The sequence below is a fragment of the Salinifilum aidingensis genome (assembly GCF_054782015.1).
This window is the reverse complement of the sequence record NZ_BAAGTH010000018.1, coordinates 16,672-41,015: the sequence shown is the minus strand read 5'-3', so window position 1 is coordinate 41,015 and position 24,344 is coordinate 16,672. Positions and strand designations below refer to the sequence as shown.

At 72.5% G+C, this 24,344-nt stretch carries 23 protein-coding genes; 12 read left to right on the top strand and 11 right to left on the bottom strand.

The genetic code is table 11. The features are described 5' to 3' along the window. Nucleotides 1–140: 140 nt before the first annotated feature. The 3 genes from purS to purL are packed head-to-tail and all read left to right on the top strand — an operon-like array spanning nucleotide 141 to nucleotide 3,339. Nucleotides 141–380, top strand: a complete 240-nt coding sequence (gene purS, locus ACYVJE_RS20620) for a phosphoribosylformylglycinamidine synthase subunit PurS (RefSeq protein WP_459157628.1) — start codon at nucleotides 141–143, stop codon at nucleotides 378–380. Then, a complete protein-coding gene (gene purQ / locus ACYVJE_RS20615) occupies nucleotides 374–1,051 on the top strand; it encodes a phosphoribosylformylglycinamidine synthase subunit PurQ (protein ID WP_459160105.1) in 678 nt (225 codons plus the stop codon). Before purS ends, purQ begins: the two co-directional genes overlap by 7 nt. Beyond that, nucleotides 1,048–3,339 (top strand): phosphoribosylformylglycinamidine synthase subunit PurL, encoded by a 2,292-nt coding sequence (purL, locus tag ACYVJE_RS20610; protein WP_461145753.1) that lies wholly within the window; start codon nucleotides 1,048–1,050, stop codon nucleotides 3,337–3,339. Before purQ ends, purL begins: the two co-directional genes overlap by 4 nt. Nucleotides 3,340–3,579: 240 nt before the next feature. Here the strand turns inward: purL and ACYVJE_RS20605 are convergent, their stop codons facing one another. Further along, entirely contained in the window at nucleotides 3,580–4,440 is an 861-nt protein-coding gene (locus ACYVJE_RS20605) for a lysozyme (RefSeq protein ID WP_461145752.1), read from the bottom strand. 438 nt (nucleotides 4,441–4,878) lie between these two features. Between ACYVJE_RS20605 and ACYVJE_RS20600 the strand changes: the two genes are divergently transcribed. After that, nucleotides 4,879–7,128 carry a putative bifunctional diguanylate cyclase/phosphodiesterase gene (locus ACYVJE_RS20600; RefSeq protein ID WP_461145751.1) on the top strand — a complete coding sequence of 750 codons (2,250 nt, stop codon included), beginning with the start codon at nucleotides 4,879–4,881 and terminating at the stop codon, nucleotides 7,126–7,128. Here the strand turns inward: ACYVJE_RS20600 and ACYVJE_RS20595 are convergent. Both ACYVJE_RS20595 and ACYVJE_RS20590 read right to left on the bottom strand, forming a co-directional pair. After that, nucleotides 7,125–9,032 carry a glycoside hydrolase family 15 protein gene (locus ACYVJE_RS20595; RefSeq protein WP_461145750.1) on the bottom strand — a complete coding sequence of 636 codons (1,908 nt, stop codon included), beginning with the start codon at nucleotides 9,030–9,032 and terminating at the stop codon, nucleotides 7,125–7,127. The two genes, ACYVJE_RS20600 and ACYVJE_RS20595, sit on opposite strands and share 4 nt — an antisense overlap. A gap of 62 nt (nucleotides 9,033–9,094) precedes the next feature. After that, on the bottom strand, nucleotides 9,095–9,658 hold the full coding sequence (locus tag ACYVJE_RS20590) for a type VII secretion system-associated protein (RefSeq protein WP_459157623.1): 564 nt from the start codon (nucleotides 9,656–9,658) through the stop codon (nucleotides 9,095–9,097). 205 nt (nucleotides 9,659–9,863) lie between these two features. On the opposite strand from ACYVJE_RS20590, the gene ACYVJE_RS20585 reads away from it, so the two are divergent. The 6 genes from ACYVJE_RS20585 (at nucleotide 9,864) to purM (ending at nucleotide 16,488) form a co-directional block, all read left to right on the top strand. Beyond that, complete coding sequence (locus ACYVJE_RS20585; RefSeq protein WP_461145749.1) at nucleotides 9,864–10,301, top strand: PRC-barrel domain-containing protein; 438 nt, start codon at nucleotides 9,864–9,866, stop codon at nucleotides 10,299–10,301. 398 nt (nucleotides 10,302–10,699) lie between these two features. Then, nucleotides 10,700–11,872 (top strand): S8 family peptidase, encoded by a 1,173-nt coding sequence (locus ACYVJE_RS20580; protein ID WP_461145748.1) that lies wholly within the window; start codon nucleotides 10,700–10,702, stop codon nucleotides 11,870–11,872. 270 nt (nucleotides 11,873–12,142) lie between these two features. Further along, nucleotides 12,143–12,997, top strand: a complete 855-nt coding sequence (locus tag ACYVJE_RS20575; protein WP_461145747.1) for a DNA-binding response regulator — start codon at nucleotides 12,143–12,145, stop codon at nucleotides 12,995–12,997. Between the two features lie 101 nt (nucleotides 12,998–13,098). Further along, entirely contained in the window at nucleotides 13,099–13,506 is a 408-nt protein-coding gene (locus ACYVJE_RS20570; protein ID WP_461145746.1) for a sterol carrier family protein, read from the top strand. 176 nt (nucleotides 13,507–13,682) lie between these two features. Continuing rightward, nucleotides 13,683–15,269 carry an amidophosphoribosyltransferase gene (purF, locus tag ACYVJE_RS20565; RefSeq protein WP_461145745.1) on the top strand — a complete coding sequence of 529 codons (1,587 nt, stop codon included), beginning with the start codon at nucleotides 13,683–13,685 and terminating at the stop codon, nucleotides 15,267–15,269. A gap of 106 nt (nucleotides 15,270–15,375) precedes the next feature. Further along, on the top strand, nucleotides 15,376–16,488 hold the full coding sequence (gene purM / locus ACYVJE_RS20560) for a phosphoribosylformylglycinamidine cyclo-ligase (protein ID WP_461145744.1): 1,113 nt from the start codon (nucleotides 15,376–15,378) through the stop codon (nucleotides 16,486–16,488). Between the two features lie 124 nt (nucleotides 16,489–16,612). Here purM and ACYVJE_RS20555 read toward each other — a convergent pair whose 3' ends face one another. The 3 genes from ACYVJE_RS20555 to ACYVJE_RS20545 all read right to left on the bottom strand — a co-directional run bounded on the left by ACYVJE_RS20555 (nucleotide 16,613) and on the right by ACYVJE_RS20545 (nucleotide 18,368). After that, nucleotides 16,613–17,236, bottom strand: coding sequence for a DUF305 domain-containing protein (locus tag ACYVJE_RS20555; protein WP_461145743.1), 624 nt, complete (start codon nucleotides 17,234–17,236; stop codon nucleotides 16,613–16,615). Between the two features lie 56 nt (nucleotides 17,237–17,292). Then, the gene (locus ACYVJE_RS20550) at nucleotides 17,293–17,850 is read right to left on the bottom strand and encodes a hypothetical protein (RefSeq protein WP_461145742.1); all 558 of its coding nucleotides are present in this window, start codon (nucleotides 17,848–17,850) and stop codon (nucleotides 17,293–17,295) included. A gap of 335 nt (nucleotides 17,851–18,185) precedes the next feature. Then, on the bottom strand, nucleotides 18,186–18,368 hold the full coding sequence (locus tag ACYVJE_RS20545; RefSeq protein WP_459157614.1) for a DUF3073 domain-containing protein: 183 nt from the start codon (nucleotides 18,366–18,368) through the stop codon (nucleotides 18,186–18,188). A gap of 491 nt (nucleotides 18,369–18,859) precedes the next feature. On the opposite strand from ACYVJE_RS20545, the gene ACYVJE_RS20540 reads away from it, so the two are divergent. Then, nucleotides 18,860–19,720: a hypothetical protein gene (locus ACYVJE_RS20540; RefSeq protein WP_461145741.1), complete on the top strand. Its 861-nt coding sequence runs from the start codon at nucleotides 18,860–18,862 to the stop codon at nucleotides 19,718–19,720. Between the two features lie 310 nt (nucleotides 19,721–20,030). On the opposite strand, the gene ACYVJE_RS20535 is transcribed toward ACYVJE_RS20540, so the two are convergent. The 5 genes from ACYVJE_RS20535 to ACYVJE_RS20515 form a co-directional block, all read right to left on the bottom strand. Beyond that, the gene (locus ACYVJE_RS20535) at nucleotides 20,031–20,585 is read right to left on the bottom strand and encodes an RsiG family protein (protein ID WP_461145740.1); all 555 of its coding nucleotides are present in this window, start codon (nucleotides 20,583–20,585) and stop codon (nucleotides 20,031–20,033) included. A 136-nt stretch (nucleotides 20,586–20,721) separates the two neighbouring features. Continuing rightward, nucleotides 20,722–21,864 carry a CAF17-like 4Fe-4S cluster assembly/insertion protein YgfZ gene (gene ygfZ, locus ACYVJE_RS20530; RefSeq protein ID WP_461145739.1) on the bottom strand — a complete coding sequence of 381 codons (1,143 nt, stop codon included), beginning with the start codon at nucleotides 21,862–21,864 and terminating at the stop codon, nucleotides 20,722–20,724. Further along, nucleotides 21,861–22,277, bottom strand: a complete 417-nt coding sequence (locus ACYVJE_RS20525; RefSeq protein ID WP_459160104.1) for a Fur family transcriptional regulator — start codon at nucleotides 22,275–22,277, stop codon at nucleotides 21,861–21,863. The genes ygfZ and ACYVJE_RS20525 overlap by 4 nt, the downstream gene beginning before the upstream one ends. A gap of 299 nt (nucleotides 22,278–22,576) precedes the next feature. Next, a complete protein-coding gene (locus tag ACYVJE_RS20520; protein WP_461145738.1) occupies nucleotides 22,577–22,978 on the bottom strand; it encodes a hypothetical protein in 402 nt (133 codons plus the stop codon). After that, complete coding sequence (locus tag ACYVJE_RS20515) at nucleotides 22,975–23,265, bottom strand: zinc finger protein (protein ID WP_461145737.1); 291 nt, start codon at nucleotides 23,263–23,265, stop codon at nucleotides 22,975–22,977. The genes ACYVJE_RS20520 and ACYVJE_RS20515 overlap by 4 nt, the downstream gene beginning before the upstream one ends. Nucleotides 23,266–23,478: 213 nt before the next feature. On the opposite strand from ACYVJE_RS20515, the gene ACYVJE_RS20510 reads away from it, so the two are divergent. Beyond that, nucleotides 23,479–24,342, top strand: a complete 864-nt coding sequence (locus ACYVJE_RS20510; protein ID WP_461145736.1) for a helix-turn-helix domain-containing protein — start codon at nucleotides 23,479–23,481, stop codon at nucleotides 24,340–24,342. Nucleotides 24,343–24,344: the final 2 nt, after the last annotated feature.

Genomic DNA, 24,344 nt, shown 5'->3' with positions numbered 1-24,344 from the left:
GGTTAGACCTGTTCAAAAGGGGTGATGCAGACCGCACTCGCGCCCCCGCGGGTCCTGCCGACCCCTCCGCTCGGTTACTCTTTGCGGGTAATGCTGACCATCCGCTGACGGCGGATCGCACAGATACCGGAGCTGCGCCCGTGGCCCGAGTCGTTGTCGACGTCATGCCGAAGCAGGAGATCCTCGACCCGCAGGGCCAGGCGGTGGCCAACGCGCTGCCGCGGCTGGGGTACGAGGGCGTGTCCGAAGTCCGGCAGGGCAAGCGTTTCGAGTTGGAGGTCGACGATTCCGTCGACGACGCCGCTCTCGAGAAGATCGCGGAGACCCTGCTGGCCAACCCGGTGATCGAGGACTGGGCCGTGCGCCGGGTGGAATCATGAGCAGCATCGGCGTCATCACCTTCCCCGGCACCCTCGACGACGGGGACGCCCGGCGCGCCGTGCGCCGGGCGGGCGCCGACCCGGTGCCGCTGTGGCACGCCGACGCCGATCTGCGCGGCGTGGACGCCGTGGTCGTTCCCGGCGGTTTCTCCTACGGCGACTACCTGCGCTGCGGCGCGATCGCCAAGTTCGCCCCGGTGATGGGCGAGGTCGCCGAGGCCGCGCGCAAGGGGATGCCGGTGCTCGGCGTCTGCAACGGCTTCCAGGTGCTCTGCGAGGCGGGGCTGCTGCCCGGCGTGCTCACCCGCAACGAGGGGTTGCACTACGTCTGCCGGGACCAGTGGCTGCGCGTGGACAACAACACCAGCACCTTCACGACCCGCTTCGAGGCGGGGGCCGAGCTGCTCGTGCCGATCAAGCACGGCGAGGGCAACTACGTGGCCGACGACGCCACCCTCGACGAGCTCGAGGGCGATGGTCGGGTGCTGTTCCGCTACGTCGGGGACAACCCGAACGGATCGCGCCGGGACATCGCGGGCATCTGCGACGCGCGGGGCCGCGTCGCCGGGATGATGCCGCACCCGGAGCACGCGATCGACCCGCTGACCGGGCCGACCGATGACGGCCTCGGTCTGTTCCTGTCCGTTCTCGACGCACTGGTGGCAGCGTGAGCAACAGCGTGACGACCGTGGACAGCGTGCGGCACGCGGAGTCCACTCCGGATGTGTCCCAGCCGTACCGCGAGCTGGGGCTCCAGGACGACGAGTACCAGCGGATCCGGGAGATCCTGGGGCGCCGGCCCACCGAGGCCGAACTGGCCATGTACTCGGTGATGTGGAGCGAGCACTGCTCCTACAAGTCCTCGAAGGTGCACCTGAAGTACTTCGGCGAGACCACGACCGAGCAGATGCGCAGCCGCATGCTGGCGGGCATCGGCGAGAACGCCGGCGTGCTCGACATCGGCGACGGCTGGGCGGTCACGTTCAAGCTGGAGAGCCACAACCACCCGTCCTACGTGGAGCCGTACCAGGGCGCGGCGACCGGTGTCGGCGGCATCGTCCGCGACATCATGGCGATGGGCGCGCGTCCCGTGGCCGTGGCCGACCCGCTGCGGTTCGGCCCGGCCGAGGCCGAGGACACCAAGCGGGTGCTGCCCGGGGTGGTGGAAGGCGTCGGCGGCTACGGCAACTGCCTCGGGCTGCCGAACATCGGCGGCGAGGTCGTCTTCGACGAGTCCTACGCGCGCAACCCGCTGGTCAACGCCATGTGCATCGGCGTGATGCAGGCCGAGGACCTGCACCTGGCGCAGGCCACGGGGGCGGGCAACAAGGTCGTCCTGTTCGGCGCGCGCACCGGCCTGGACGGCATCGGCGGCGTGTCGGTGCTGGCCTCGGAGTCCTTCGAGGGCGACGAGACCTCCGGGGGGCGCAAGAAGCTGCCGAGCGTGCAGGTCGGCGACCCGTTCACCGAGAAGGTGCTCATCGAGTGCTGCCGCGAGCTGTACCACTCGGGGCTCGTCGTGGGCATCCAGGACCTCGGCGGTGGTGGCCTGGCCTGCGCGACCTCCGAGCTCGCCTCGGCCGGGGACGGCGGGATGCGCGTCGACCTCGACGCGGTTCCGCTGCGCGCCGCGGGCATGAACGCCGCCGAGATCCTCTCCAGCGAGTCGCAGGAGCGCATGTGCGCGATCGTGGAGCCCTCCCGGGTGGAGGAGCTCCTCGAGGTCTGCCGCAAGTGGGACGTGCCGGCGACGATCATCGGCGAGGTCACCGACGGGGAGAACCTCGAGATCCACTCCGGGGGCGAGCGCGTCGTCGACGTGCTGCCGAGCACGGTGGCCCACCAGGGCCCGGTGTACGAGCGGCCGCTGAGCCGCCCGGCTGAGCAGGACCTGATCACCGCGGACAACCCGAACACGCTGCCGCGCCCGTCCACGGGCGAGGAGCTGCGGGAGACGATCCTGCGGATGGCCGCTTCGGAGAACCTGTGCTCGCGGGAGTGGGTCACCTCGCAGTACGACCGCTACGTGCGCGGCAACACGGTGCTGGCCCAGCCCGCGGACGGCGGGATGCTGCGCGTGGACGAGGAGACCGCCCGCGGCATCACCGCGGCCACCGACTGCAACGCCCGCTACACGCGGCTCGACCCGTACGAGGGCGCCCGGCTGGCGCTGGCGGAGGCGCACCGCAACGTGGCCGTCACGGGGGCCACGCCGGTGGCGGTGACGAACTGCCTGAACTTCGGCTCCGCGGAGGACCCGGCGGTGATGTGGCAGTTCCAGCAGGCCGTGCGCGGTCTGGCGGACGGCTGCCAGGAGCTGGGCATCCCGGTGACGGGCGGCAACGTCAGCTTCTACAACCAGACCGGGTCGACGCCGATCCTGCCGACCCCGGTGGTCGGCGTGCTCGGCACGATCGACGACGTCACGCGGCGCATCCCCACCGGCATCGGTGGCGAGGGCGGCGAGACGCTGATCCTGCTCGGCGAGACCGCGGAGGAGTTCGGCGGTTCCGAGTGGGCCCGCGTGGTGCACGGCCACCTCGGCGGCACGCCGCCCGCGGTGGACCTGGCGCGGGAGCGGGAGCTGGCGGAGGTGCTCGCGGCCGGCTCGCGCGACGGCATGATCGCCGCCGCGCACGACCTGTCCGAGGGCGGCCTGGCGCAGGCGCTGGTGGAGACGGCGCTCATCGGCGAGTGCGGAGCTCGGGTGCTGCTCCCGGAGGACGCCGATCCGTTCGTGTGGCTGTTCTCCGAGTCGGCCGGTCGGGTGCTGGTGTCCGTGCCGCGCAGCGAGGAGCCCCGGTTCACCGACATGTGCACCGCGCGCGGGATGCCGTGGCAGCGGATCGGCGTCGCCGATGCCGGCTCGTCCAGCCTGGCCATCCAGGACGTGGCCGAGATCCCGCTGGAGGAGCTGCGCACCGCGTGGGAGGGCACGCTGCCGGCGCTGTTCGGCTGAGCACCGCGCCCACCAGGGGTTCGTGCTCCATTGGTCCTTCCCAGGGAGGTGCTGGACAGCGCGTCCCTGACGCCCCTCCCGGTGCCCGCGACCTCCCGCTCCCGCTGCGGTGGGCGGTCGCTGATCCCGGGGACTTCCCGTGCGGGTCCCGGTCGACCGCCCGCCGGCCGGGGATCCCGCACGCGTCTGCGCGGGCGGGGTCCCCGGTGCTGGGTTCTCCCGGTGCCGCGCGGGTGGGGTTCACCCTCCGTCGGCCAGCCGGACCAGTTGGTCGTGGGGCCCGTTGAACTTGTTCTGGTCCAGCGGGCTGGAGGTGTACTGCCAGAACGTCCAGTACGACCACGTCCCCGGCAGTTCCCCCGGCTGGTCGTTGTAGCGCGCCACCCACAGCGGGTTGGTGTCCGAGAAGTCGCCGGACACGCAGCGGTTCCACCAGCTGGTGCTGGTGTAGATGACCGGGTGCCTGCCGGTGCGCGCGTGGTAGACGCGGTTGAAGTCGGCCACCCAGGCGCCGAGCTGCTCCGGTGTCATGCCGTAGCAGGTCTCGCCGTAGGGGTTGTACTCCAGGTCGATCACGCCGGGCAGCGTGCGCCCGTCGGCGGACCAGCCTCCCCCGTTGTCCACGAAGAACTCCGCCTGCCGGGCGCCGGTGGACACGTTCGGCAGGGCGAAGTGGTAGGCGCCGCGGATCATGCCGACGTCGGCCGCGCCGGTGTACTGCTGGGCGAAGTAGTCGCTGCGGAATCCGGTTCCTTCGGTGGCCTTGACGTAGGCGAACCGCTTCCCCTTGTCCCACCAGGACTGCCAGGACACGGATTCCTGGTGCCCGCTGACGTCCATTCCCTCCACTGTGGTCCGCGCCAGGCGCGGGGTGCTGCCTCCGGACGGGGGACCGCCCTCGTGCCGGCGGATCTGCGAACCGAGGGCGTGGCCGCGCCCGTCCGGTTCCGGTTGCCGCGGTGCGCCGGCGGCGGGGTCCGCCCCGGAGGAGGAGTTCCCCTGGGGCGAGGCCGAGGCGGCGGGGGAGAGGGTCAGGGCGAGCGCGCTGAGGACGGTGCCGAGAGTGGACACGGTGGAACGCGGGCGGCGAATGGTGTGCATGCGGTCCTCGAAGTCAGTGAACGATCGTGAATCTGCCTCAAAAGTGTGGGCAAAGAAGCGGGCATTGGGCAGTGCGCGTGCTAACTTTTGACCACATTGGTCTAATCGGAGCGGCGTTTCGGAGGATTGGCCGTCCGCGGAGCGCGCGGGGCGGGGGTGCGCCGGAGATCGTCCCCGTGCAGCGCAACGCGCGGCGAGCGCGCGGAGCGGGCGGTGTTCCCCGGTCGGGCGAGTTGACGCGCAGCGTGATGAACAGCTGCGATGGTCGGGCGACAGCTGTGGTGTCCGGGGTTGCGTCGATTACAGCGAGTGCTGTCCGTGCTCGACGCTTGGGCTGAACGGTCGTATGCTCCACACGAAGACGGCCCTGGTGACGACGAGTGGAGGGGCGCGCCACGCATGACCCGGAGAACGGCGCCCGCGGTCCACGCTTGGGAGGTGGCGACGCACGTGAGCCGGGCCGAGCGCGAGCGGTTCGCCACGAAGTGGGCTCAGGAGGTGCTCAGCACCAGCTACGTGCCCATGACCGGGTCCGAGGTCACCGAGCGGCTGCAGGCCTTCACCGACCGCCTCGTGGACGCGGTGCTCGCCGACCCGGTCGACACGCGCGCCGCGCAGGAGGTGGGTTCCGATCTCGTCGGCGCGCACTTCACCAACTCCCACTCGCTGGTCTGCACCGTGCAGCTGCTGGCCACCGAGTTCCCCGCGCTGATCGGTGCCGCGGCGGGCCGGAGCGGGGCGGACGACGCGGCCGCCGGGCCGCGGCGGGCGGTGGCCGAGCGCATCGCCGAACTGCAGGGCGCCGTCTGCTCGGGATTCCTGCAGGCCTCCCGCAAACGCACCCTCGACGAGCAGGAAGCCATCCGGCAGGCCGTGCTCGACGCGCGCGATGCCGTGGAGCAGGCGCTGCGCACCAGCGAGGCCCGCTTCCGGGCCATCTTCAGCGAGGCCGCGCTCGGCATCGGCATCGCCGACATGCGCGGCCAGCTGCTCGAGGTCAACGCTTCGCTGCGACGCATCCTCGACCGCTCCGACGACCAGCTGCGCGCGATGTCCGTGTCCGACCTGGTCCACCCGGCGGACACGCCGGACCTGTGGCACTGGTACGAGGAGCTCGTCCGGGGCGAGCGCGACCAGTACCGGGTGGAGAAGCAGTTCAACCGGCCCGACGGCGGGACCGTGTGGACCGAGATGATCGTCTCGCTCGTGCGCAGCGAGCAGGGCTACCCGCTGTACCAGGTGGTCATGATCGAGGACATCACCGAGCAGCGGGAACTGCAGGAGCGCCTGCGGCACCAGGCGATGCACGACCCGCTGACCGCGCTGCCGAACCGGGCGCTGTTCCTCGACCGGATCAACGCGGTGCTCACCGATCACGACCCCGGTGAGCGGATCGCGCTGTGCTACATGGACCTCGACGGGTTCAAGGTCATCAACGACAGCCTCGGCCACCACGTCGGCGACGAGCTGCTCATCACCGTCGGCGAACGCATCCGCGCGGCGGTGCACGGCAACAGCCCAGGGGAGGCCGACCGGGAGGGGGCCGGCGTCGAGGGGAGCGCTCCCGGGGAGGGCGGTGCTGCGGACGGCTGCTTGGTGGCGCGGATGGGCGGCGACGAGTTCGTGCTGCTCGTGCAGCGCTCCGCCGGCACCGAGCAGGCCGTCGAGTACGCCGACGCGGTGCTGGAGGCCCTGGAGGACCCCATCCGCATCGGCGGGCACGAGCTGTCGATCTCCGCGAGCATCGGCATCGTGGAGCGCCCGCTCGGCGGCCAGTCGGCCTCCGAGCTCATGCGGGACGCCGACGTGACGCTGTACTGGGCGAAGAACGACGGCAAGCGCCGCTGGGCCCTGTTCGACCCGGAGCGCAACGCCACCGAGGTGGCGCAGTTCCACCTGTCCGCGACGATGCCCGCGGCCCTGGAGAACGGCGAGTTCCGGGTGGAGTACCAACCGCTGATGGGCCTGCGGGAGACCGACGTGGTCGGGGCCGAGGCGCTCGTGCGCTGGCAGCACCCCGAACTGGGCCGGCTCGGGCCGGGCGAGTTCATCGGGCTGGCCGAGGAGACCGGGCTGATCGTCTCCCTCGGGCGCTGGGTGCTGCGGCAGGCGTGCCTGGAAGCGCAGCAGTGGTACCGCGCCTTCGGCGCCTCCGCGCCGTTCGTGAGCGTCAACCTCGCCGTGCGGCAGACGCGCGACCCCGGGCTGCTCGACGACGTGATCAGCATCCTCGAGGAGACCGGGCTCGCCCCCGCCCGGCTGCAGCTGGAGGTGACCGAGAGCGCGGTCATGAGCACCGCGGACAAGCCGCTGGAGGCGCTGCGGGCCCTGTCCGAGATGGGGGTGCGCATCGCGATCGACGACTTCGGCACCGGCTACTCGAACCTGGCCTACCTGCGGCACCTGCCGGTGCACGAGCTCAAGATCGCCGGCTCGTTCATGGAGGGCCTGCGCGATGCGGAGCGCGCCGACCCGGTGGACGCGCGGCTGGTGGGCACCCTCGTGGACCTCGCGCACACGCTCGGGCTGACCGTCACCGCCGAGGGGGTGGAGACGCACGCGCAGGCGCGCCGCGTGACCAGCATCGGCTGCGAGACGGGGCAGGGCTACTTCTTCGCCCGCCCGTGCGGTGCGCAGGACCTGCGCGAGTTCATCGCCGAGCACCGCAAGCCCGGCACCCGGCACTAGGTCCGGCCGGCGGCCTCCGCTGCGCGCGTGCGGCGGTCGGACTGGCCGCGGGCGATGCCCCCGTAGAGCACCGCCGCCGAGTTCACCAGCGCCAGGTGCGTGAACGCCTGCGGGTAGTTGCCGGTGAACCGGCCGGCCTGCTCGTCGTACTCCTCGGCGTACAGGCCGAGGTCGTTGGACAGGCCGACGAGCCGGTCGAACAGCTCGGTCGCCTCCGCGCGCTCACCGATGGCGGCCAGGGCGTCGACGAGCCAGAACGAGCAGGCGAGGAACGACCCCTCCTCGGCGGCGAGCCCGTCGACCTCGTGCGAGCGGGGACCGCTCGTGTCGTAGCGGTCGACGAGCCCGTTGGACCGCTGCAGCCGCCGCTGCACGGCGCGGACGGTGCTGCGCACCCGCTCGTCCGCGCCGGGCAGGAATCCCACCGCGGGCAGGAGCAGGGTCGCCGCGTCGAGCTCGGTTCCGCCGTAGTACTGGGTGAACGCGCCGACGTCCGGGTTCCAGCCGTGTTCGAGCACCTCGGCGTGCAGCTGGTCGCGCAGCTCGCGCCAGCGCTGCACCGGACCGCTCAGCCCGTCCTCCTCGACGGCGCGCACGGCCCGGTCGAAGGCGACCCACAGCAGCACCCGCGAGTGCGTGAAGTGGCGGGCGGGGCCGCGCACCTCCCACAGGCCGCGGTCGGGCTCGCGCCAGACCTGCTCGACGTGCCGCAGGATGCCGCGCTGCAGCGCCCAGGCGGGTTCGCTCTCCTCGAGGCCGCGCTCCCGCGCGAAGTGCAGCGCGTCGAGGATCTCGCCGTAGACGTCGAGCTGGCGCTGCCGGTAGGCGTCGTTGCCGACGCGCACCGGCCCGCGCCCCTGGTAGCCGCGCAGCCAGTCGACCTGCCACTCGAGCAGGTGCCGCTCGCCGCCCACCCCGTAGGCGACCTGCAGGTCGGCGGGGTCGCCGGCGACGCTGCGCAGCAGCCACTGCCGCCACTGCCGCGCCTCCTGCTGGCAGCCGAAGTTCTCCAGCGCGAGCAGCACGAACGTGGCGTCGCGCAGCCAGCAGTAGCGGTAGTCCCAGTTGCGGTCGCCCTCGAAGGACTCGGGCAGCGAGGTGGTGGGGGCGGCGACGATGCCGCCGGTGGGGGCGTAGGTGAGCGCCTTGAGGGTGAGCAGGGAGCGGCGGACGGCCTGCCGGTGCGGACCGGTGTAGACGATGCGCTCGCTCCAGTCGCGCCAGAAGCGCACGGTGTCGCCGACGGCGGCGCGCGGCGCGGGCGGGGCGGGCAGCTGGTCCGGGTCCTCGGACCACTGCATGGTCCACGTGTACTGCTCGCCCTCGCGCACGGTGAGCGCGAGCTCGTGCGCGCGCTGCCCCGGGCGGGCGCGGGGCAGCACGTCGCCGCGGAGCACGACCGAGTGCGGACCGGCGACGGCGAGGACGTACTCGTCCGGCACGGGCTCGGTCGCGTGCACGCGGCGCACCCACGGCGTCGCGTCGGCGTAGGCGAACCGCAGCACCCAGTCCATGCTGATCTCGACGGTGCCGCGCAGCCCGGTGACCGTGCGGATCACGCAGGGCGGCCCGTCCTCGCGCCCCTGCCGCGGCGGCATGCAGTCGGTGATCCTGACCGTGCCGCCGGCGGTGCGCATGTCGGTGTCGAGCACGAGCGTGTCCGCCCGGTAGGCGCGCTCGACGGCGGTGACCTCGGCGGTCGGGGCGATCCGCCAGTGCCCGTCGTCCGGCGTGCCGAGCAGGCGGCTGAAGCACGACGGGGAGTCGAACCGCGGCAGGCACAGCCAGTCGATCGACCCGTCGCGGCTGACCAGCGCCGCTGTCCGCAGGTCGCCGAGCAGGGCGTAGTGCTCGATGGGGGCCGGATCGATCGTGGCCGGGTCGCTGGGCTGATCGGATGCCATCCCCACGAGAGTAGGCGCACCCGGCAACCCGCGGCGCGCTCGTCGCCCGCGCGGCACCCGCGTCACCTGCCGGGCCCGGCCGCCTCGCGCAGCAGGCGGTGCGGGATCACCGCTTGGATCGGGTCGTCGAGGTTGAGCCCGAGGTCGCGGCCGTCGAGCAGGTCCGGCAGGGCGCGCCCGGGCACGGTGCGGGAGGCGGGCCAGGACGCCGGCACGCGGGCGGGTGAGGTGCACGCGGGCACCAGGTGCGTGCCGTCGGACATCTCCGCGGTGTAGACGGTGGTGTCGGCGGGCGAGGCCGCGTACAGCAGCACCCGGTCGCGCAGCACGGCGGCGGGCAGCGCGTCCTCGGCGGCCTGGCCGTCGGAGATGCTCAGCAGGACGCGCTCCAGTTCGGTGCTCGGCTCCAGCCGCGCCGAGGCCAGCTCCGAGGGGCGGTAGGCGTCGTTGGCGTGGAACCGCTCGTCGAGCGCGCCGTCGGGGCGGATGCGGTAGGCGCCGATCACGGCGTGCGCCGGCGGGTCGGGATCGTCCTGGTGGGCCGGGTCGACCAGGTACAGCCAGCTGTCGGGGTGCTCGCGCGCGTAGGTGCGCATGGCGTCGGTGATCGGTGGGATGTGCGGCATGCTCGCTCCGGTGGGTAACGGTTCGTGAGTCGCCCGAGCGGTGACTCGGTCGTTCGAGTGTGCCCGCGTGCCGGTCCGGTTCACCAACTGTGGTGAGTGGACGGTGCGGGGACATCGCGCGACGAGCGGAACACACCATCTGCGGCATGCCGCGGTGCGGTGCGGCGGGCAGACTGGGGGCAGCGCGGGGCGAGGGGGAGGCAGCATGATCGGGCAGAGCGAGTCGCTGCGGCTGTACGGCTGCGAGGTGTTCGACCCTGCGGGTCACCGGGTCGGCATCGTCGGTCAGCTGTTCCTGGACGACAGGACCGAGCAGCCGACCTGGATCACTGTCCAAACAGGCCTGTTCGGGACGAACGAGAGCTTCGTCCCGCTGGACGGGGCGGCCTTCGACGGGGACACGCTCACCGTCGCGGTGAGCAAGGCGGCGGTGCGGCGCGCGCCGCGGATGGACCTGTCCGCGGGTGATCTCACCCTCGCCCAGGAACGGGCGCTGTACTTGTACTACGGCCGGGCGCACGGGCTGGTGCCGCGGCAGCGCGACACCGAGCCGAGGCTGGACGCGCACGTCGACAGCGATTCCGCGCGGGAGCACGTCGCGCAGGTGCGGGCGCGGTTACGCCGGCTGTCCGATGTGACCTGATCACCGCTGCGCACCGGTGGTCGCGCGCCCGGGAGGGCCGGCTCGGCCCGCGCCGCCGGGTGAGGCCGTCCGTACGCGGACACGCCGGTGCCCCGACCCCCGGTGCCGCGGACCAGCCCGGTGCCGCGGAACGCCGGCGGGGGCGGGAACGCGCGGTGGGAACCGACGAACGGCGGAGGGGAAATCCGGCGCGGTGCGTGCATTCGGCGGTTTCATCCGATTTGGCTGCTTTTTTCTGAACGGGGATGCCTCCACTCGCCGGAAAGGGTGCTGACGATCACCGGAACGAGTGGCACAAACACGCCAATCCCGCCCGTGACCGCGATTCCCCTGGTTACGTTCCGCCTGCCAACGCAGTCGAGAACCGCCTCGCCAGGGGTGGTGCTCAAGGAGGGGACATGAGAAGGCTGCTCACGGGAGCCGGGGCCGGCGTGGCCACCGCTGCGCTCGCGCTCGCCGGCGCTCCGGCCAACGCAGCTCCTGACGGGGACCCCGCCCCGCTCAAGTTGCACCCGCAGGCGCAGAGCCAGTCCGGCGCCTCCAACGTGTTCATCGTCAACCTCAACGACGGCGTCTCCCCGCAGGGCGTGGCCGAGGAGCTCGGGGTCGACGCGCGGCACACCTACGACGAGGCGGTCAACGGCTTCTCCGCGCAGCTGAGCTCCGCGGAGCTCAACCGGGTGCGCCACAGCGACAAGGTGCAGGACGTCTCGCAGAGCTACCAGATCGAGGTGGAAGCGCCCACGGGCCAGCAGGTCGGCTCCTGGGGGCTGGACCGGATCGACCAGCCGGAGCTGCCGCTGGACGGCACCTACGCCCCCAACGGTGACGGGCAGGGCGTGACCTCCTACATCATCGACACCGGCATCGACCCCGAGCACCCCGACTTCGGCGGGCGCGCGCAGATCGGCTACGACGCGACCGGCGGCGACGGCGTGGACCGCCAGGGCCACGGCACGCACGTGGCCGGCACGATCGGCAGCGGCACCTACGGCGTGGCCCAGGGCACCGAGCTCGTCGGCGTGAAGGTGCTCAACGACCAGGGCCAGGGCACCACCGAGGACATCGTCGAGGGCATGGACTGGGTGGCGCAGAACGCCAGCGGCCCGTCCGTGGCGAACATGTCGCTCGGCGGTCCCGCGGACCCGGCCCTCGACGAGGCGGCGACCTCGCTGGTGGACTCCGGCGTGTTCCTGTCCGTCGCGGCCGGCAACGAGAGCCAGGACGCCAACAACGTCTCCCCGGCCCGCGCCGAGGGCGTGTACACCACGGCGGCCTCCGACGACCAGGACAACCACGCCCAGTTCAGCAACTTCGGCTCCCCGGTGAACGGGTACGCCCCGGGTGTGGACATCGTCTCCACCGTCCCCGGCGGCGGCACCGACACGCTGAGCGGCACGTCCATGGCCAGCCCGCACGTCGCCGGCGTGGGCGCGCTGTACCTGCAGGCGAACCCGGGTGCCGCGCCCGCGGACGTGATCTCCGGCCTGGAGGGCCAGGCGGCCAGCGGCGTCATCCAGGGCGCGCCGCAGGGCACGGTCGCCGACCTGCTGCAGATCGGCGATCTGTGAGAGCACCGGAATAGAATGCGGACCCCTTTTCCGGAAGGGGTCCGCATTTTCTTGCCCGTATTCCGCCATCGCTCGTTCAGCCGAAGCGATTGATCCGTCGGGTGGCTTTCACCGAACAGCCGGGTTTCTTCCGGAGGAACCCGGTTCCGGTGGGCGGACGTGCGGATTACGTTGTTCCCGCGGTGTCCGCCGCTGGGGGGTGGCGTGGCCGCGGGGTGATCGTGCAACCGCGCTCGACGCGGTCACCGCGTCGACGAGGGGGTATGCGGGATGTCCGGAACTGAAGGACTCTCTCCCGTCGAGGGGCCGCCCCGAGCCGGCGGCGCGGCGCCTCCGGCCCGGGCGGAGGCGCCGGCGGTCACCGCCGGCGGGCGCGCCGGGGCTGCGGCGCTGCGGGCCGATCCCGGTCCCGGTGCGGGGCTCGCCGAGGAGAGCGGCGACCCGCCCGCCTCGCGGGAGCCGGTGCGCAAGGCGCCCGGGAACGGTGTGATCCAGGTGGTGCAGGGGGCGAAGCGCATCGGGTGCGTGGCCTACGAGCTGCAGCTGCACGCCGCCCACCGGGTGCGGGGTGTGGCCAAACCGCCGTACTCGGCGACGGGCACGCTCGACACCCTCGAATCGCGCAAGCTCGCCGAGGGAGTGCGGTACCAGGTCCTCTACGACCGCGCGGCGCTGGCCCGGCCGCCGCAGCTGGACATCACCACGAAGCTCGTCTCCCAGGGCGAGGAGGCGCGAGTGCTGCACATGGCGCCGACGAAGCTCCTCGTCATCGACGACGAGGTCGCGCTGATGCCGCTGATGCTCAGCGAATCCACCGTGGAGAGCTCCATCGTCGTCCGGGGCTCGGCGATGCTCGCCGCGCTCGGCCGGATCTTCGACGACCTGTGGCGGTTCGCCGCGCCGTTCACCGGTGAGCAGGACCTGGGCGGTGAGATGGATCCCACCGACGAGGAGCGGTGGATCCTGTCACTGCTGGCCTCGGGGGCCACGGACGAGACGATCGGCAGGCTCATGGGCTACAGCCCGCGCACGGCGCACCGGCGGGTGCGGGACCTGATCGCCCGGCTCGGCGTGGAGACCCGGTTCCAGGCGGGCGTGCAGGCGGTCAAGCTCGGCTGGCTGTGAGGGCACCGGGGCGTGTCCATGTCTCGAGACATGCACACACCCCTGGTGCAGGAGGGCAGGGCTCGGACGCGCCCGCGGCGCCACCTCGATACGCTCGGGCCGTGCCCGCACGCCGCGTCGACCCCGAGGAACTCCGCGCCGCCGCCGAGTCGGTCGCGCCGTGGCTGGTGGACCCGGAGGCCGAGGTGCCGCGCTCGACCGCGGCATCGGCCGTGCGCCTGAGCCTGCGCGCGCTCGCGCAGATCGCCCCCGGCAACACCGTCGAGGTACGCGTACCCCCGTACTCCGCCGTACAGTGCATGGCAGGACCCCGGCACACGCGCGGGACCCCGCCGAACGTCGTGGAGACCGACCCCCGCACCTGGCTGCGGCTCGCCACAGGCCTGTTGAGCTGGGACGAAGCTCGCAGCGAGGGGGTGCTCACCGCGTCCGGGACGCGAGCCGACGTGTCCGGGTTCCTCCCGCTGGTGCGGGTGGAGGCCGACCGGGCGCACCCGCGCGAACGCTGAACCGAGGCGCCCGGCGAACCGGGGCGCACAACGGCACAACCGAGCACGTCCGAACCCGCACCGGTGCCGCCGGCACGAGATGAGACCCCCACCACGTCTCGCCGGGGCGCACGGGCCCTGCAGGGGCTGATTACACTTCGGATGTAACTCGGGCTCCGTCCGCAAGGAGTTTTTCGGTGGTCACCGACCAGTCTGCTACGTCAGCATCGCCCGAGCCGAACCCCCAGAGCCGACACGAGCAGCCCGACGTTCCCCGCGAGGAGTGCGGCGTGTTCGGCGTGTGGGCACCCGGCGAAGAAGTAGCGAAGCTCTCTTTCTACGGTCTCTACGCCCTGCAGCACCGCGGCCAGGAAGCCGCGGGCATCGCCGTGGGCGACGACTCCCAGGTGCTCGTGTACAAGGACCTCGGCCTGGTCAGCCAGGTGTTCAACGAGCAGACGCTGTCCTCGCTCAACGGGCACGTCGGCGTGGGTCACGCGCGCTACTCCACCACCGGGAGCGCCAGCTGGGAGAACGCCCAGCCCACCTTCCGCACCACCGCAGCGGGCACCGGCCTGGCGCTGGGGCACAACGGCAACCTGGTCAACACGAGCGAGCTGCTCGACCGCGTGCGCGGCACCGACACCGAAGTCGGCAACGCCTCGGCGCCGCAGACCAGCGGCAACCGCGCCACCAGCGACACCGACCTCGTGTGCGCGCTGCTCGCGCGCAACGCCGCGGACCGGGGTCTGGAACAGGCCGCCGTGGAGCTGTTCCCCACCCTGCGCGGCGCCTTCTCCATGGTGTTCTGCGACGAGTCCACCCTCTACGCCGCGCGGGACGCGCACGGGGTGCGCCCGCTGGTGCTCGGCCGGCTGGAGCGCGGCTGGGTCGTCGCCAGCGAAACCGCCGCGCTGGACATCGTCGGCGCGTCCTTCGTCCGCGAGGTCGAGCCGGGCGAGCTGCTGGCCATCGACTCGGCCGGACTGCGCTCGCAGCGCTTCGCCAACCCCCGGCCCAAGGGCTGCGTGTTCGAGTACGTCTACCTCGCCCGCCCGGACACGAGCATCGCCGGCCGTTCGGTGCACGCGACCCGCGAGGAGATCGGGCGCCGTCTCGCCGAGGAGCACCCGGCCGAGGCCGACCTGGTCATCCCCGTGCCCGAGTCGGGGACCCCGGCCGCCGTCGGCTACGCCCGCGGATCCGGCCTGCCGTTCGGCAACGGGCTGGTGAAGAACTCCTACGTCGGCCGGACGTTCATCGAGCCCTCGCAGACGATCCGCCAGCTGGGCATCCGCCTGAAGCTCAACCCGCTGCGGGACGTGATCCGCGGCAAGCGCCTCGTCGTCGTCGACGACTCGATCGTGCGGGGCAACACCCAGCGCTCGCTGGTGCGCATGCTGCGCGAAGCCGGGGCGCTGGAAGTGCACGTGCGGATCGCCTCACCGCCGGTGAAGTGGCCCTGCTTCTACGGGATCGACTTCGCCTCCCGCGCGGAGCTCATCGCCAACGGGACGGACATGGAAGGGGTGCGCCGCTCGCTCGGGGCGGACAGCCTCGGCCACATCTCCACCGACGGGCTGGTCGCCGCCACCGAGCAGCCGGCGAACCGGCTGTGCATGGCCTGCTTCGACGGGCAGTACCCGATCCCGCTGCCGGAGGAGGCGCAGCTCGGCAAGCACCTGCTGGAGTCGATGGACGGCGCCGAGCGCGGCGTCTCCGGCGAGGCCGAGCCGACGCGGTCGAGCGGGTACGGAGCGCACGAGGCCGTTCGCCGGCCCTGACCCCGACCGGGCGGCCGTGCGCGGCGCAGCGCGGGTGTTCCCGCGGCGCCACCCGTGCTACCCGTCCGGTGAACTGCACAACACGCACCAGGATGTGGAGCTAGTCGTGTCCGAAGACCTGCTCGCTGGGTCTGCCCGATCCGAAGACTCGAACGCCACGTACGCGGCGGCGGGGGTGAACATCGAGGCCGGTGATGAAGCCGTCTCCCAGATGCGCCCCTGGGCCGAACGCGCCACGCGCCCGGAGGTGCGCGGCTCGCTCGGCGGGTTCGCCGGGCTCTTCCAGCTCAAACTCGACCGGTGGACCGAGCCCGTCCTCGCCTCGTCCACCGACGGCGTGGGAACGAAGCTCGCCGTGGCCCAGGCCATGGACGTGCACGACACGGTGGGCATCGACCTGGTCGCCATGGTGGTCGACGACCTCGTCGTCTGCGGGGCCGAGCCGCTGTTCCTGCAGGACTACATCGCCACCGGGCAGGTCGACCCGCAGCGCGTCGCGGACCTGGTCAAGGGCATCTCGGAGGGCTGCGTGCAGTCCGGGTGCGCCCTGCTCGGCGGGGAGACCGCCGAGCACCCGGGGATGATGGGGCAGGGCGAGTACGACCTCTCCGCCACCGGTGTGGGCGTGGTCGAGGCCGAGGAGCTGCTCGGCCCCGAGCGGGTGCGCCCCGGCGACGTGGTCATCGGCATGGGGGCCTCCGGGCTGCACTCCAACGGCTACTCGCTGGCCCGCCACGTGCTGCTGGACACCGCGCGGATGCCGCTGGAGGGGCACGTCGAGGAGTTCGGCCGCACCCTCGGCGAGGAGCTGCTCGAACCCACCCGCATCTACACCAAGGACTGCCTCGCGCTGGCCGCGGAGGCCAACGTGCGGACCTTCGCGCACGTCACCGGCGGCGGGCTCGCCGCGAACCTCGGGCGGGTCGTGCCGGCCGGCCTCACCGCCGTCCTCGACCGCGGTGCCTGGACGCCCGAGCCGGTGTTCGGGCTCATCTCCCAGCGCGGCCGGATCGAACGCGCCGAGATGGAGGCGACGTTCAACATGGGCATCGGCATGGTCGCGGTCGTCACGGCCGAGGACGTGGACCGCGCGCTGGCGGTGCTCACCGCGCGGCACACCCCGGCCTACGTGCTCGGCGAGGTGACCAAGGAGTCGTCCGCCGAGGAGGCCGGTGCGGACGACCGCGTGGTCCTGCGGGGTGACCACCCGCGGTTCTAGCCGGACCGCGTTCAGGGCCCGCGGCACCCCGACCAGTCGTGCCCTCCGGCGCCGGGCCGGGTGCGGGGCGCACGTCCCCGCACCCGGCCCGCTGCGCGTGCCCGCGCGGCGGAGCCGGTGCACCTCAGCCGGCGTCGAGCATGCCCCGCATCTCGTCGATCTCGGCGCGCTGGCCGTCGATGATGCTCCGCGCCATCTTCCTGGCGCCCGGGTGGGTGCCACCGGCCAGCTCGGCCTCGGCCATGTCCACCGCCCCGCGGTGGTGCTCGATCATCATTTCCAGCCACATCCGGTCGAACGCGGTGCCGGAGGCGCGTTCCAGCTCGGCCATGTCGGCCTCGCTCATCATGCCCGCGCCGTGCCCCTCGTCGTGGGCTCCGGCGCTGCCGTCCGAGCCGCGCTGGTGCTCCTGCCCGGAGGGGTCCGCTGTGCTCTCCGACCCGCCCCACGCGGCCAGCCAGCTCTCGAGCTGGTCGATCTCCGGCTGCTGGGCCTGCCGGATCCGTTCGGCCAGGTCGGTCATGGCCGGGTCGTCCGAGCGGGCCGGGACGAGATCGGCCATCTCCACGGCCTGCTCGTGGTGCGGCACCATGCCCCGCGCGAAGGTCACGTCGGCGGGGGAGGCCGCGGACTGCTGCGCCGAGCTGCGCTCGGGGGCGGGCGGGGCATCCGCGTTCGTGCAGGAGGCTCCGAGCAGGGCTGCCGCGGCGAGCGCGGCGATGAGCGGCAATCGGGTCCTGGAATGCATCGTGCTCCTCGATCGTGAAGTTTTCGCTGTTCAGAAGGGGGTGATCAGCGAAGGCATCACAGTCGGAGCACGCACAGCACGTACGGGTGCGGTGGCGGTCGCGGTCTGCGCGGCACGCGCGGGGACCGCGCCGCGGGCGGTCCGCGGGGCGGCACCACGCGCACGCCGAACCTGCGCAGCGCGAACGCTCCGAGCACCGCGGTGAGCACCGCAAGGCACAGGTGCAGCAACCATCCGCACCCCGCCTGCCGGTGCGCGGTGGTCCCGGCCGGATCGGTGGCCCGGTGCTCGGCTGCCGGGGGCGCGGTGGTCCGGTCCGCTGCCGCTGGATGACCGGTCTTCTGGCCCGCGGTGTCCCGGTGCCCCGCGTCCTGGTGCGCACCCGCTGGGTGCGCTGCTGGGAGCGCACCCGTCCGGTGGTGCGCACTCCCCCCGACCGCTTCGGCGCGCGGTCCTCCGGTGGGGTGTGGAACCGCGGAGGTGGCGGCACCGGCGTGCTGCGACGCCGGTGCCGCGGGGGAGCCGAGCAGCGCGGGAAGCGGCACCTGGTGCATGAGCACCACGCCGAGCGGGAGGAGCAGCACCATCACCGCGCGCAGTGCGACCCGCCGCATCCCCGCACCTCCGAGCGTTTCCAGCGCCGGGGACGATGGTACCCCCGAGGGGTAGCGGTTGAGGGTGCGGATGGCGGTGCGCGCGTCACAGCGCGGTGGTACGCGCGCTTCCCCGCAGGCATGGCGAACGGCCGCTGCGCGGCGACCGCGTGACGCACAGATGTGAGTGACGTCGCCGCGGGGACGGCAACGTCACTCACACCGAACGTGCTGGAGACCCACGAGCTGTGCCGGCCCGCCGCGTTCACGCCGGGCCGGGTGCACGCCCGGTTGACACACGCCCCACCCGTCGCACGACGCACCGGCGCCGCGCGTTCGGCGTGGTCGGGGGTGCGTCAGCGCCGGTCGTAGTCGTCGTACCCGTCGTCGTACGGGTCGTCGCGGTCCTCGTCGGACCACTCGCCAGACCGTTGTGCGGACAGCTCCCGCTGCAGCGCATCCATGTCGACGGCGGGGGAGTTGTACTTAAGCTCGCGGGCCACTTTCGTCTGCTTGGCCTTAGCCCGGCCGCGCCCCATGGCTCGACCCCCTCGCGCAGGGTGTGCGGGGCGGACAGGGGAACGTCGGCCCCGCTTGATCTCGACAACTTTTCCTGTAACTACCGTACCGTGCCGAGCCGGTTCTACGCGACGTGGTGTCCGCCAGCGAGCGGCCGTGTCGTGAGTGACACCTCACTCCGACCGGTCGCGCAACCGTGAACTCGGCCGATGTTCCACAACGACCATAAGAGCTCGGCGTGTCGGCGGGCCACCACCGGCGCGTCGCCTCACACGCGCACCCGCGCGAGGTCGCGCACGCGCACCCGCGCGGGGCGCGAACCGGTCTCGCGGGCGGAGCCGCACGCGCGCTCGCGCGAGCCCCGCGCGTCGGCTGCTGGCGAGGGTGACCGAGCAACCGCGCACGTGCTCGCGCGAGAGGCACGGGCGACCGAGGGCGGGGCGCGAACCGCCTCGCACGGGCGCGGAGGCCGGTCGGCGCGGCCGCGGCGGATCGTGACACCATGCTCGCTGTGCCAGAGCCGTTCGTCGCCTACCTGAGGGTGTACGAACCCGTGTCCGCTCTCGACGAGTCACAGCGGGAACGGGCGGTGACCGCCCTCGAGCGAGGCGCTGTGGATCCCGCCGACGCGGGCACGGTCGAGCAGCGCCTGTGGCTGCGCACTCAGCTGACGATGCCGCCGCAGCTGCTGCCCGGCGCCGGCGCCCGTGAACCCGTGCTCGCGCTGGACGCGGCGGAGGTGCCCAGCGGGCCGAGCGCCACCGTGGGGCCGGGACCGCTGGTGTGCCCGCTCGACCTGCGCGGCCGCGCGGCCGCTGCGCTGGTGGGTTTCCTCGGTTCGGCGGAGCAGCCGCTGCGCGCGGCGGCGCTGCCCGTCTCGCCGGAGCAGGCCAAGGCGCGCGCGAGCGCCGTGGTCAACGAGCTGTCCGACTCGGTGGTGCACATCCTGTCGTCCACGTGGAGCATCCCGCTGCCCTGGTTCGCGCTCGTCGACCCGGACGAGCGGCGCGTCGCTCCCCGCGAGGGGCGCAGGCGGGTCTACTGGCACACGGCCATGGCCGACGCGCGGCGGCGTGTCGCGCGGGCGCACTCGGTGTGCGAGCAGTCCCTCGGCGAGGAGGGGCCCACCCGGGTGCTCAAGGAGACGGGCAAGTGGCTGGAGCACTTCCACCCGCACTCGGCGGTGGAGCTGGACTACGGCGGTCTGGTGCGGATGATGCCCGACGAGGTCGTCGAGGCGGACTCCTCGGCCGAGGACGTGCACGCCATCCTCGACGCGATGGAAGCCGGCGACAGCGACGAGGTCAGCGAGCGCTACGAGCAGCTGCGGGACTTCTGGGCCGAGTACGCCGCGCGCGAGCGCCGCAACTGATCACCAGCTGATCACTCCGCGGCCGCCGCTCCGGAACCTCCGATCAACCACACCTCACTCGATGGCGTGGTGATCATTCGTGCTCCGTTCGTGTGGGGACAGTTTCCAATTTTCATGAAAATTGCGCTCACTGGAAGAGTTCCAGAAAACGGGGCGCGGAGCACGCTTGCGCGCCCGAGTCCGGGTCGACCGGGACAGGACCAGCCAGGGGAGGACCAGCCGGGGCGGGCCGCCCGGGAGAGGGGGACGGTCGGGAGAGGGGGATCCCGGTAGGGGACCGGTCGGGAGAGGAGGACCCCGGGAGGCGGGGTCAGTTCTCGTGCTCGGAGAGCAGCGCGTCCACCGACGCGGCGCCCTCCCGGTAGCGCCGGGCGATCTCCTCGTTGATCCGGTCCACCACGTCCTGCACCTCGCGGCGGCGCTGCGAGACCGAGTTCTCCTCGGACCGGTACGCGCGCAGGGCGTCGCCCAGCGTCGCGTCCGGTAACGAGGTCACGTCGGAGAGGTCCACATCGGACAGCAGTGCTTCGACGTGCCGCCGGTGCGCCTCGACGCGCGAGGGCTCGACCGACTGGTAGCGCCCGGATCCGGAGGCGGGCCCCACGGCGTTGTCGGACAGGATCGCGGTGAGCTGCTCGACCACCGAGGTGCTGCCGCCTTCGGCGCGCCGCCGCTGCTCGGCGAGCACGATGTCGATGCGCGCGTGCAGCATGCGCCGCAGGTAGGACAGGTCCGTCTCCTCCTGCGCCGCCTCGTCGCGGAGTTCGCGCACGGCGGCGAGGTCGCGCTGCTCCACCCCGTTGGTGTAGTCCGGGGAGAGAACCCGGTCGATGCGGCGTCGTCCACCCGGCCGGACTTCGATCACCTGGTCATCCTCCGGTGGCTCGTGGCGGTTGGAGTGCTGCTGAGCATGGTGGCACAACGACGCGATCCCGAGTGCGGTTCGCCCGCGCGGACGTTGTCACCCGAGCAGTGGACGGAACCCCGCGAGCCCCGCGCGCTCACCGCCCTTTGACGCTCTGCGCGGCGATCCGACCCGGCGGCTCACCCGTGTCCGGCGGCACCGAGTCCGGGTCGACGGCGGCGGCCACGGCCCGCTCCTCCTCGGCGTCGCCCGCGGTGAGCTCCGCGTCGGCGGTGACGCTGCGCTTGATCAGCGCCAGGGCGATCGGGCCGAGCTCGTGGTGCTGCACCACGCTGCCGACGCGGCCCACGCGACGGTCCCCCTGGTGGACGGGGTCGCCGGTGGCCGGTCGGATCTCCACCGAACCGTCGAGGTGCAGCAGCACCGTCTGGCGCGGTGGCTTGCCGACGTTGTGCACCTTGGCCACGGTCTCCTGTCCGCGGTAGCAGCCCTTGGCGACGTGCGCGGCGACGTGGATCCAGTTGAGCTCGTGCGGGATGGACCGCTCGTCGGTGTCGAAGCCGACCCGCGGGCGCAGCGCTTCGACCCGCAGGGCCTCGTACGCCATCGTCCCGGACGGCCGCACCCCGGCGTCGGTGAGCGCGGTGAACCAGGACTCGTGCTGGTCGCGCGGAACGAGGAGGTCCACCACGCACAGCCCGCGGAAGGGCACGCGCCGGGCGAAGCCGCCGCCGGGCAGGCCGGCGACCTCGTAGTTGCCGGCGGGCACGGTGGCGAACGCGCCGAGCCGCTCGGGCACGTCCGGCCCCATGAGCGTGAGCACGGCGAACTCCTCGGTGGCGTCGCGCGGTTCGACCTGCGACCAGAACCGCATCGCTTCCAGGTAGTCCAGCAGCGGCTGGGTGGTCGCGCCGTCGACGGAGGGCAGCGCGCTGGTGGCGCGGGCGTCGCGCTCGGTGTCCAGGTACACGGCGCCGTCGTGGTGGGCGACCATCGCGTGGCAGTCGATCCGCCCCTGCGTGTCGAGGACGAGCGCCTCGGTGCCCTGGCCCTCCGGCAGGTCGGTGAGGTGCTGGGACAGCACGAGGTGCAGCCAGCTGAGCCGTTCCTCCCCGGGCACGGCCAGCACCTCGCGGTGGGAGCGGTCGATGACGACGGCGCCGCGCGTGGCGGTGCGCTGCTCGGCGAACGGGTCGCCGAAGTGCCAGGGCACCCCCGCGTCCGAGGAGTCGTCGGGTGCCGGGATCGCACCCGGTTGCTGCAGCAGCGGAGAGTTCATGCGTGCTCCTCGCCGGGGTCGTTTCCGTTCTCGGGTCGGCCGTGCGCGCGGCAGTGCCGGCAGGTCCCGGACAGCGCCACGTGCGTGGCGTCCAAGGCGAATCCGCGGTCGTCGTCCAGCGTCCTGGCCAGGGCGTCCATGATCTCGGACGGCACCTCGTCGACCTCACCGCAGCGGTGGCAGACCAGGTGGACGTGCTCGTGGTCCTCGGCGGAGTAGGTCGGGGCGCCGTGGCCGAGGTGCGTGTGCCGCACCAGACCGATCTCCTCGAGCAGGTCCAGGGCGCGGTAGACCGTGGTGATGTTGATCGTGGCGGCCTTGCCCTGCACGCGCCGGCAGACCTGCTCCGGGGTGGCGTGGCCGAGGTCCCGCACCGCGTCCAGCACGAGCTGCCGCTGCGGGGTCATGCGCATGCCGCGTTCGTGCAGCGTGTTCCGGAGCGCGCCCTGATCGCCCGCCGGGTGCTCCGCGGCCGGTTGTGAATCCCGCACTGCCTGCTCCTGCTGCTCCTGCGCTCGCCGGCTTCACCTGCCTCGATCCTACCTGGGGCGGGGGAGGCGCGAGCGCGTCGCGGGTGGGGGTGGCAGGCGTTCTCGGTGGTCGCGGGCGTGCCGGTGGTGGTGACCCGACGCGCCCGGGCGCGTCGGGCCCGGGCGCGGGGGACTTGCGCCCGGGACGGGGCAGGACGGGACGGGGCGGGCGGCGACCGGCCTCACCGCAGCGCGGGAGTCCGGTGCGCGGAGTCCCCGTGGATGAATCCCCGGTGCGCGAAGCGCACGTCGACGGGCGGCCGGTGCGGCGTGATGTCCACCGGTGCCGGGCGCTCGTCCTCGGCGCGGCGGTGCTTGCCGACGTACGGACGGGGTTCGGCGGCGAGGATGCGGTCGCGCCGCTGGGCGAGGTAGCGCGCGCAGACGGTTTGCCGGTGGGCCTGCTCCGCGCGGAGCCGTCGTTCCATCTCGGCCGGGTCGAACACCGGCGGGCGCGGCCGCGCCGGGCGCTCGGCGACGTCGGGTTCGCAGCGCATCGGCACGAGCACGACGACGAGGAAGAACACCGCGCTCACGCCCGCCGTGAGCAGCAGCAGCGCGAGATCCGGGCAGAGGGGGCTCATCGCGCGCCTCCCCGCTGCCCGGAGGCCCCCGCGCGGGCGGAGCGCTGCGCCCCGCCACCGGCCGCACGGGCGTCCCGGCGCTGCCGGGCGCGGTCCCAGCAGGCGGGGCAGGTCGGGGCGAGCCATTCGGTGGCACCGGCGTCGCGCACCTCCACCGGGGCGCCGCACAGGCCGGTGCGCTGCTGGCCGGGTTGCGGCGGTTCGGACGGGTCGAGGGCGTGCCGCAGGCCCTGCCAGGGACGCCAGTAGACGACCGGGCCCTGCCGGTCCAGTCGCGGGACGCGCATCGGCTCACCTCCAGCGCGGCGGCACCCACCCACCGCGGATCGTGGTTCTGACCGGGGATGACGGCGAGGCCGCGGTGCGGAATCGGGGAGCGGGGCCGCCCTCGCCGCCATCAAGATCAGAATCTACTATAGAAATGTTTCTGTAAATATCGCTTGATCGGGTGGTGTGCTACACCTGGCGACACGACGCATCAACGTGCAGAAGGGCTTGCGATGCCGACCGTTTCGCCGGAGCTGGCCGCCTGGCAGATCGGCGTACGACTGCGCAAGGCACGTGAAGCCGCGAGCCTCACGACCACCGAAGCCGCGCTGGCCATCGGCATCAGCCAGAACTACGTCAGCAACTTCGAGCACGGACGTCGCCGGATCTCGGAGGACAAGATCCGCTTGCTGGCCTGGGCGTACGAGATGGACGCCGGCGAGCGCGACGGGCTGATCGAGCTCCGTGCAGCGTTCGACCAACGTGGATGGTGGCAGCGCTACAACGGGATCCTCTCAGCCGATTTCGTGCGCTTCCTCGGCTACGAGCAGAGCGCTTCGCACGTGAACACCTACGGAGGCGGGCTCATCTCGGGCCTGCTGCAGACCGAGGCCTATGCTCGCGCCATCTTCCACGGGGATCCTGCGAACGTCCGTCGGGCTGAAGTCGAGCAGCGTCTGGAAGTGCGGAAGAAGCGCCAAGAGCTGCTCAGCGGCCCCGAACCACTGAGCGCGACGATCGTCATGTCCGAGGCAACGCTGCACCAACAGGTGGGCGGAAAGGCCGTTCTCGCCGAGCAGTTGCAGCACCTGCTGAAGATCACCGAACTGTTCCAGGACACCGTGCAGGTGCGGATCGTCCCGTTCACAGCCGACAGCCACGGGGCGCTGTCGCACTCGACGTTCCACATCCTCGCGTTCCCGAACCCCGACCTTCCGCGGCTGGCGTGGCATGAGCACGGCGTCGGACTCGACCTGGTCGATGACCAGCCGCGCGTGCACCAGTACAGCGCCACCTTCGACGAAGTGCTGACCTTCGCGCTCGGTGCGGACGAGAGTCGCTCCCTCATCGAGGGCGCCCTGCGGCGCTTAACATGAGG

Coding starts and splice junctions, on each gene's coding strand:
- ACYVJE_RS20605 (WP_461145752.1), bottom strand. CDS start 4,440: ATGCACACCATTCGCCGCCCGCGTTCCACCGTGTCCACTCTCGGCACC.
- ACYVJE_RS20525 (WP_459160104.1), bottom strand. CDS start 22,277: ATGCGCATGACCCCGCAGCGGCAGCTCGTGCTGGACGCGGTGCGGGAC.
- ACYVJE_RS20580 (WP_461145748.1), top strand. CDS start 10,700: ATGAGAAGGCTGCTCACGGGAGCCGGGGCCGGCGTGGCCACCGCTGCG.
- ACYVJE_RS20520 (WP_461145738.1), bottom strand. CDS start 22,978: ATGAGCCCCCTCTGCCCGGATCTCGCGCTGCTGCTGCTCACGGCGGGC.
- ACYVJE_RS20550 (WP_461145742.1), bottom strand. CDS start 17,850: ATGCGGCGGGTCGCACTGCGCGCGGTGATGGTGCTGCTCCTCCCGCTC.
- ACYVJE_RS20510 (WP_461145736.1), top strand. CDS start 23,479: ATGCCGACCGTTTCGCCGGAGCTGGCCGCCTGGCAGATCGGCGTACGA.
- ACYVJE_RS20575 (WP_461145747.1), top strand. CDS start 12,143: ATGTCCGGAACTGAAGGACTCTCTCCCGTCGAGGGGCCGCCCCGAGCC.
- ACYVJE_RS20555 (WP_461145743.1), bottom strand. CDS start 17,236: ATGCATTCCAGGACCCGATTGCCGCTCATCGCCGCGCTCGCCGCGGCA.
- ygfZ (WP_461145739.1), bottom strand. CDS start 21,864: ATGAACTCTCCGCTGCTGCAGCAACCGGGTGCGATCCCGGCACCCGAC.
- ACYVJE_RS20515 (WP_461145737.1), bottom strand. CDS start 23,265: ATGCGCGTCCCGCGACTGGACCGGCAGGGCCCGGTCGTCTACTGGCGT.
- ACYVJE_RS20585 (WP_461145749.1), top strand. CDS start 9,864: ATGATCGGGCAGAGCGAGTCGCTGCGGCTGTACGGCTGCGAGGTGTTC.
- ACYVJE_RS20590 (WP_459157623.1), bottom strand. CDS start 9,658: ATGCCGCACATCCCACCGATCACCGACGCCATGCGCACCTACGCGCGC.
- ACYVJE_RS20545 (WP_459157614.1), bottom strand. CDS start 18,368: ATGGGGCGCGGCCGGGCTAAGGCCAAGCAGACGAAAGTGGCCCGCGAG.
- ACYVJE_RS20595 (WP_461145750.1), bottom strand. CDS start 9,032: ATGGCATCCGATCAGCCCAGCGACCCGGCCACGATCGATCCGGCCCCC.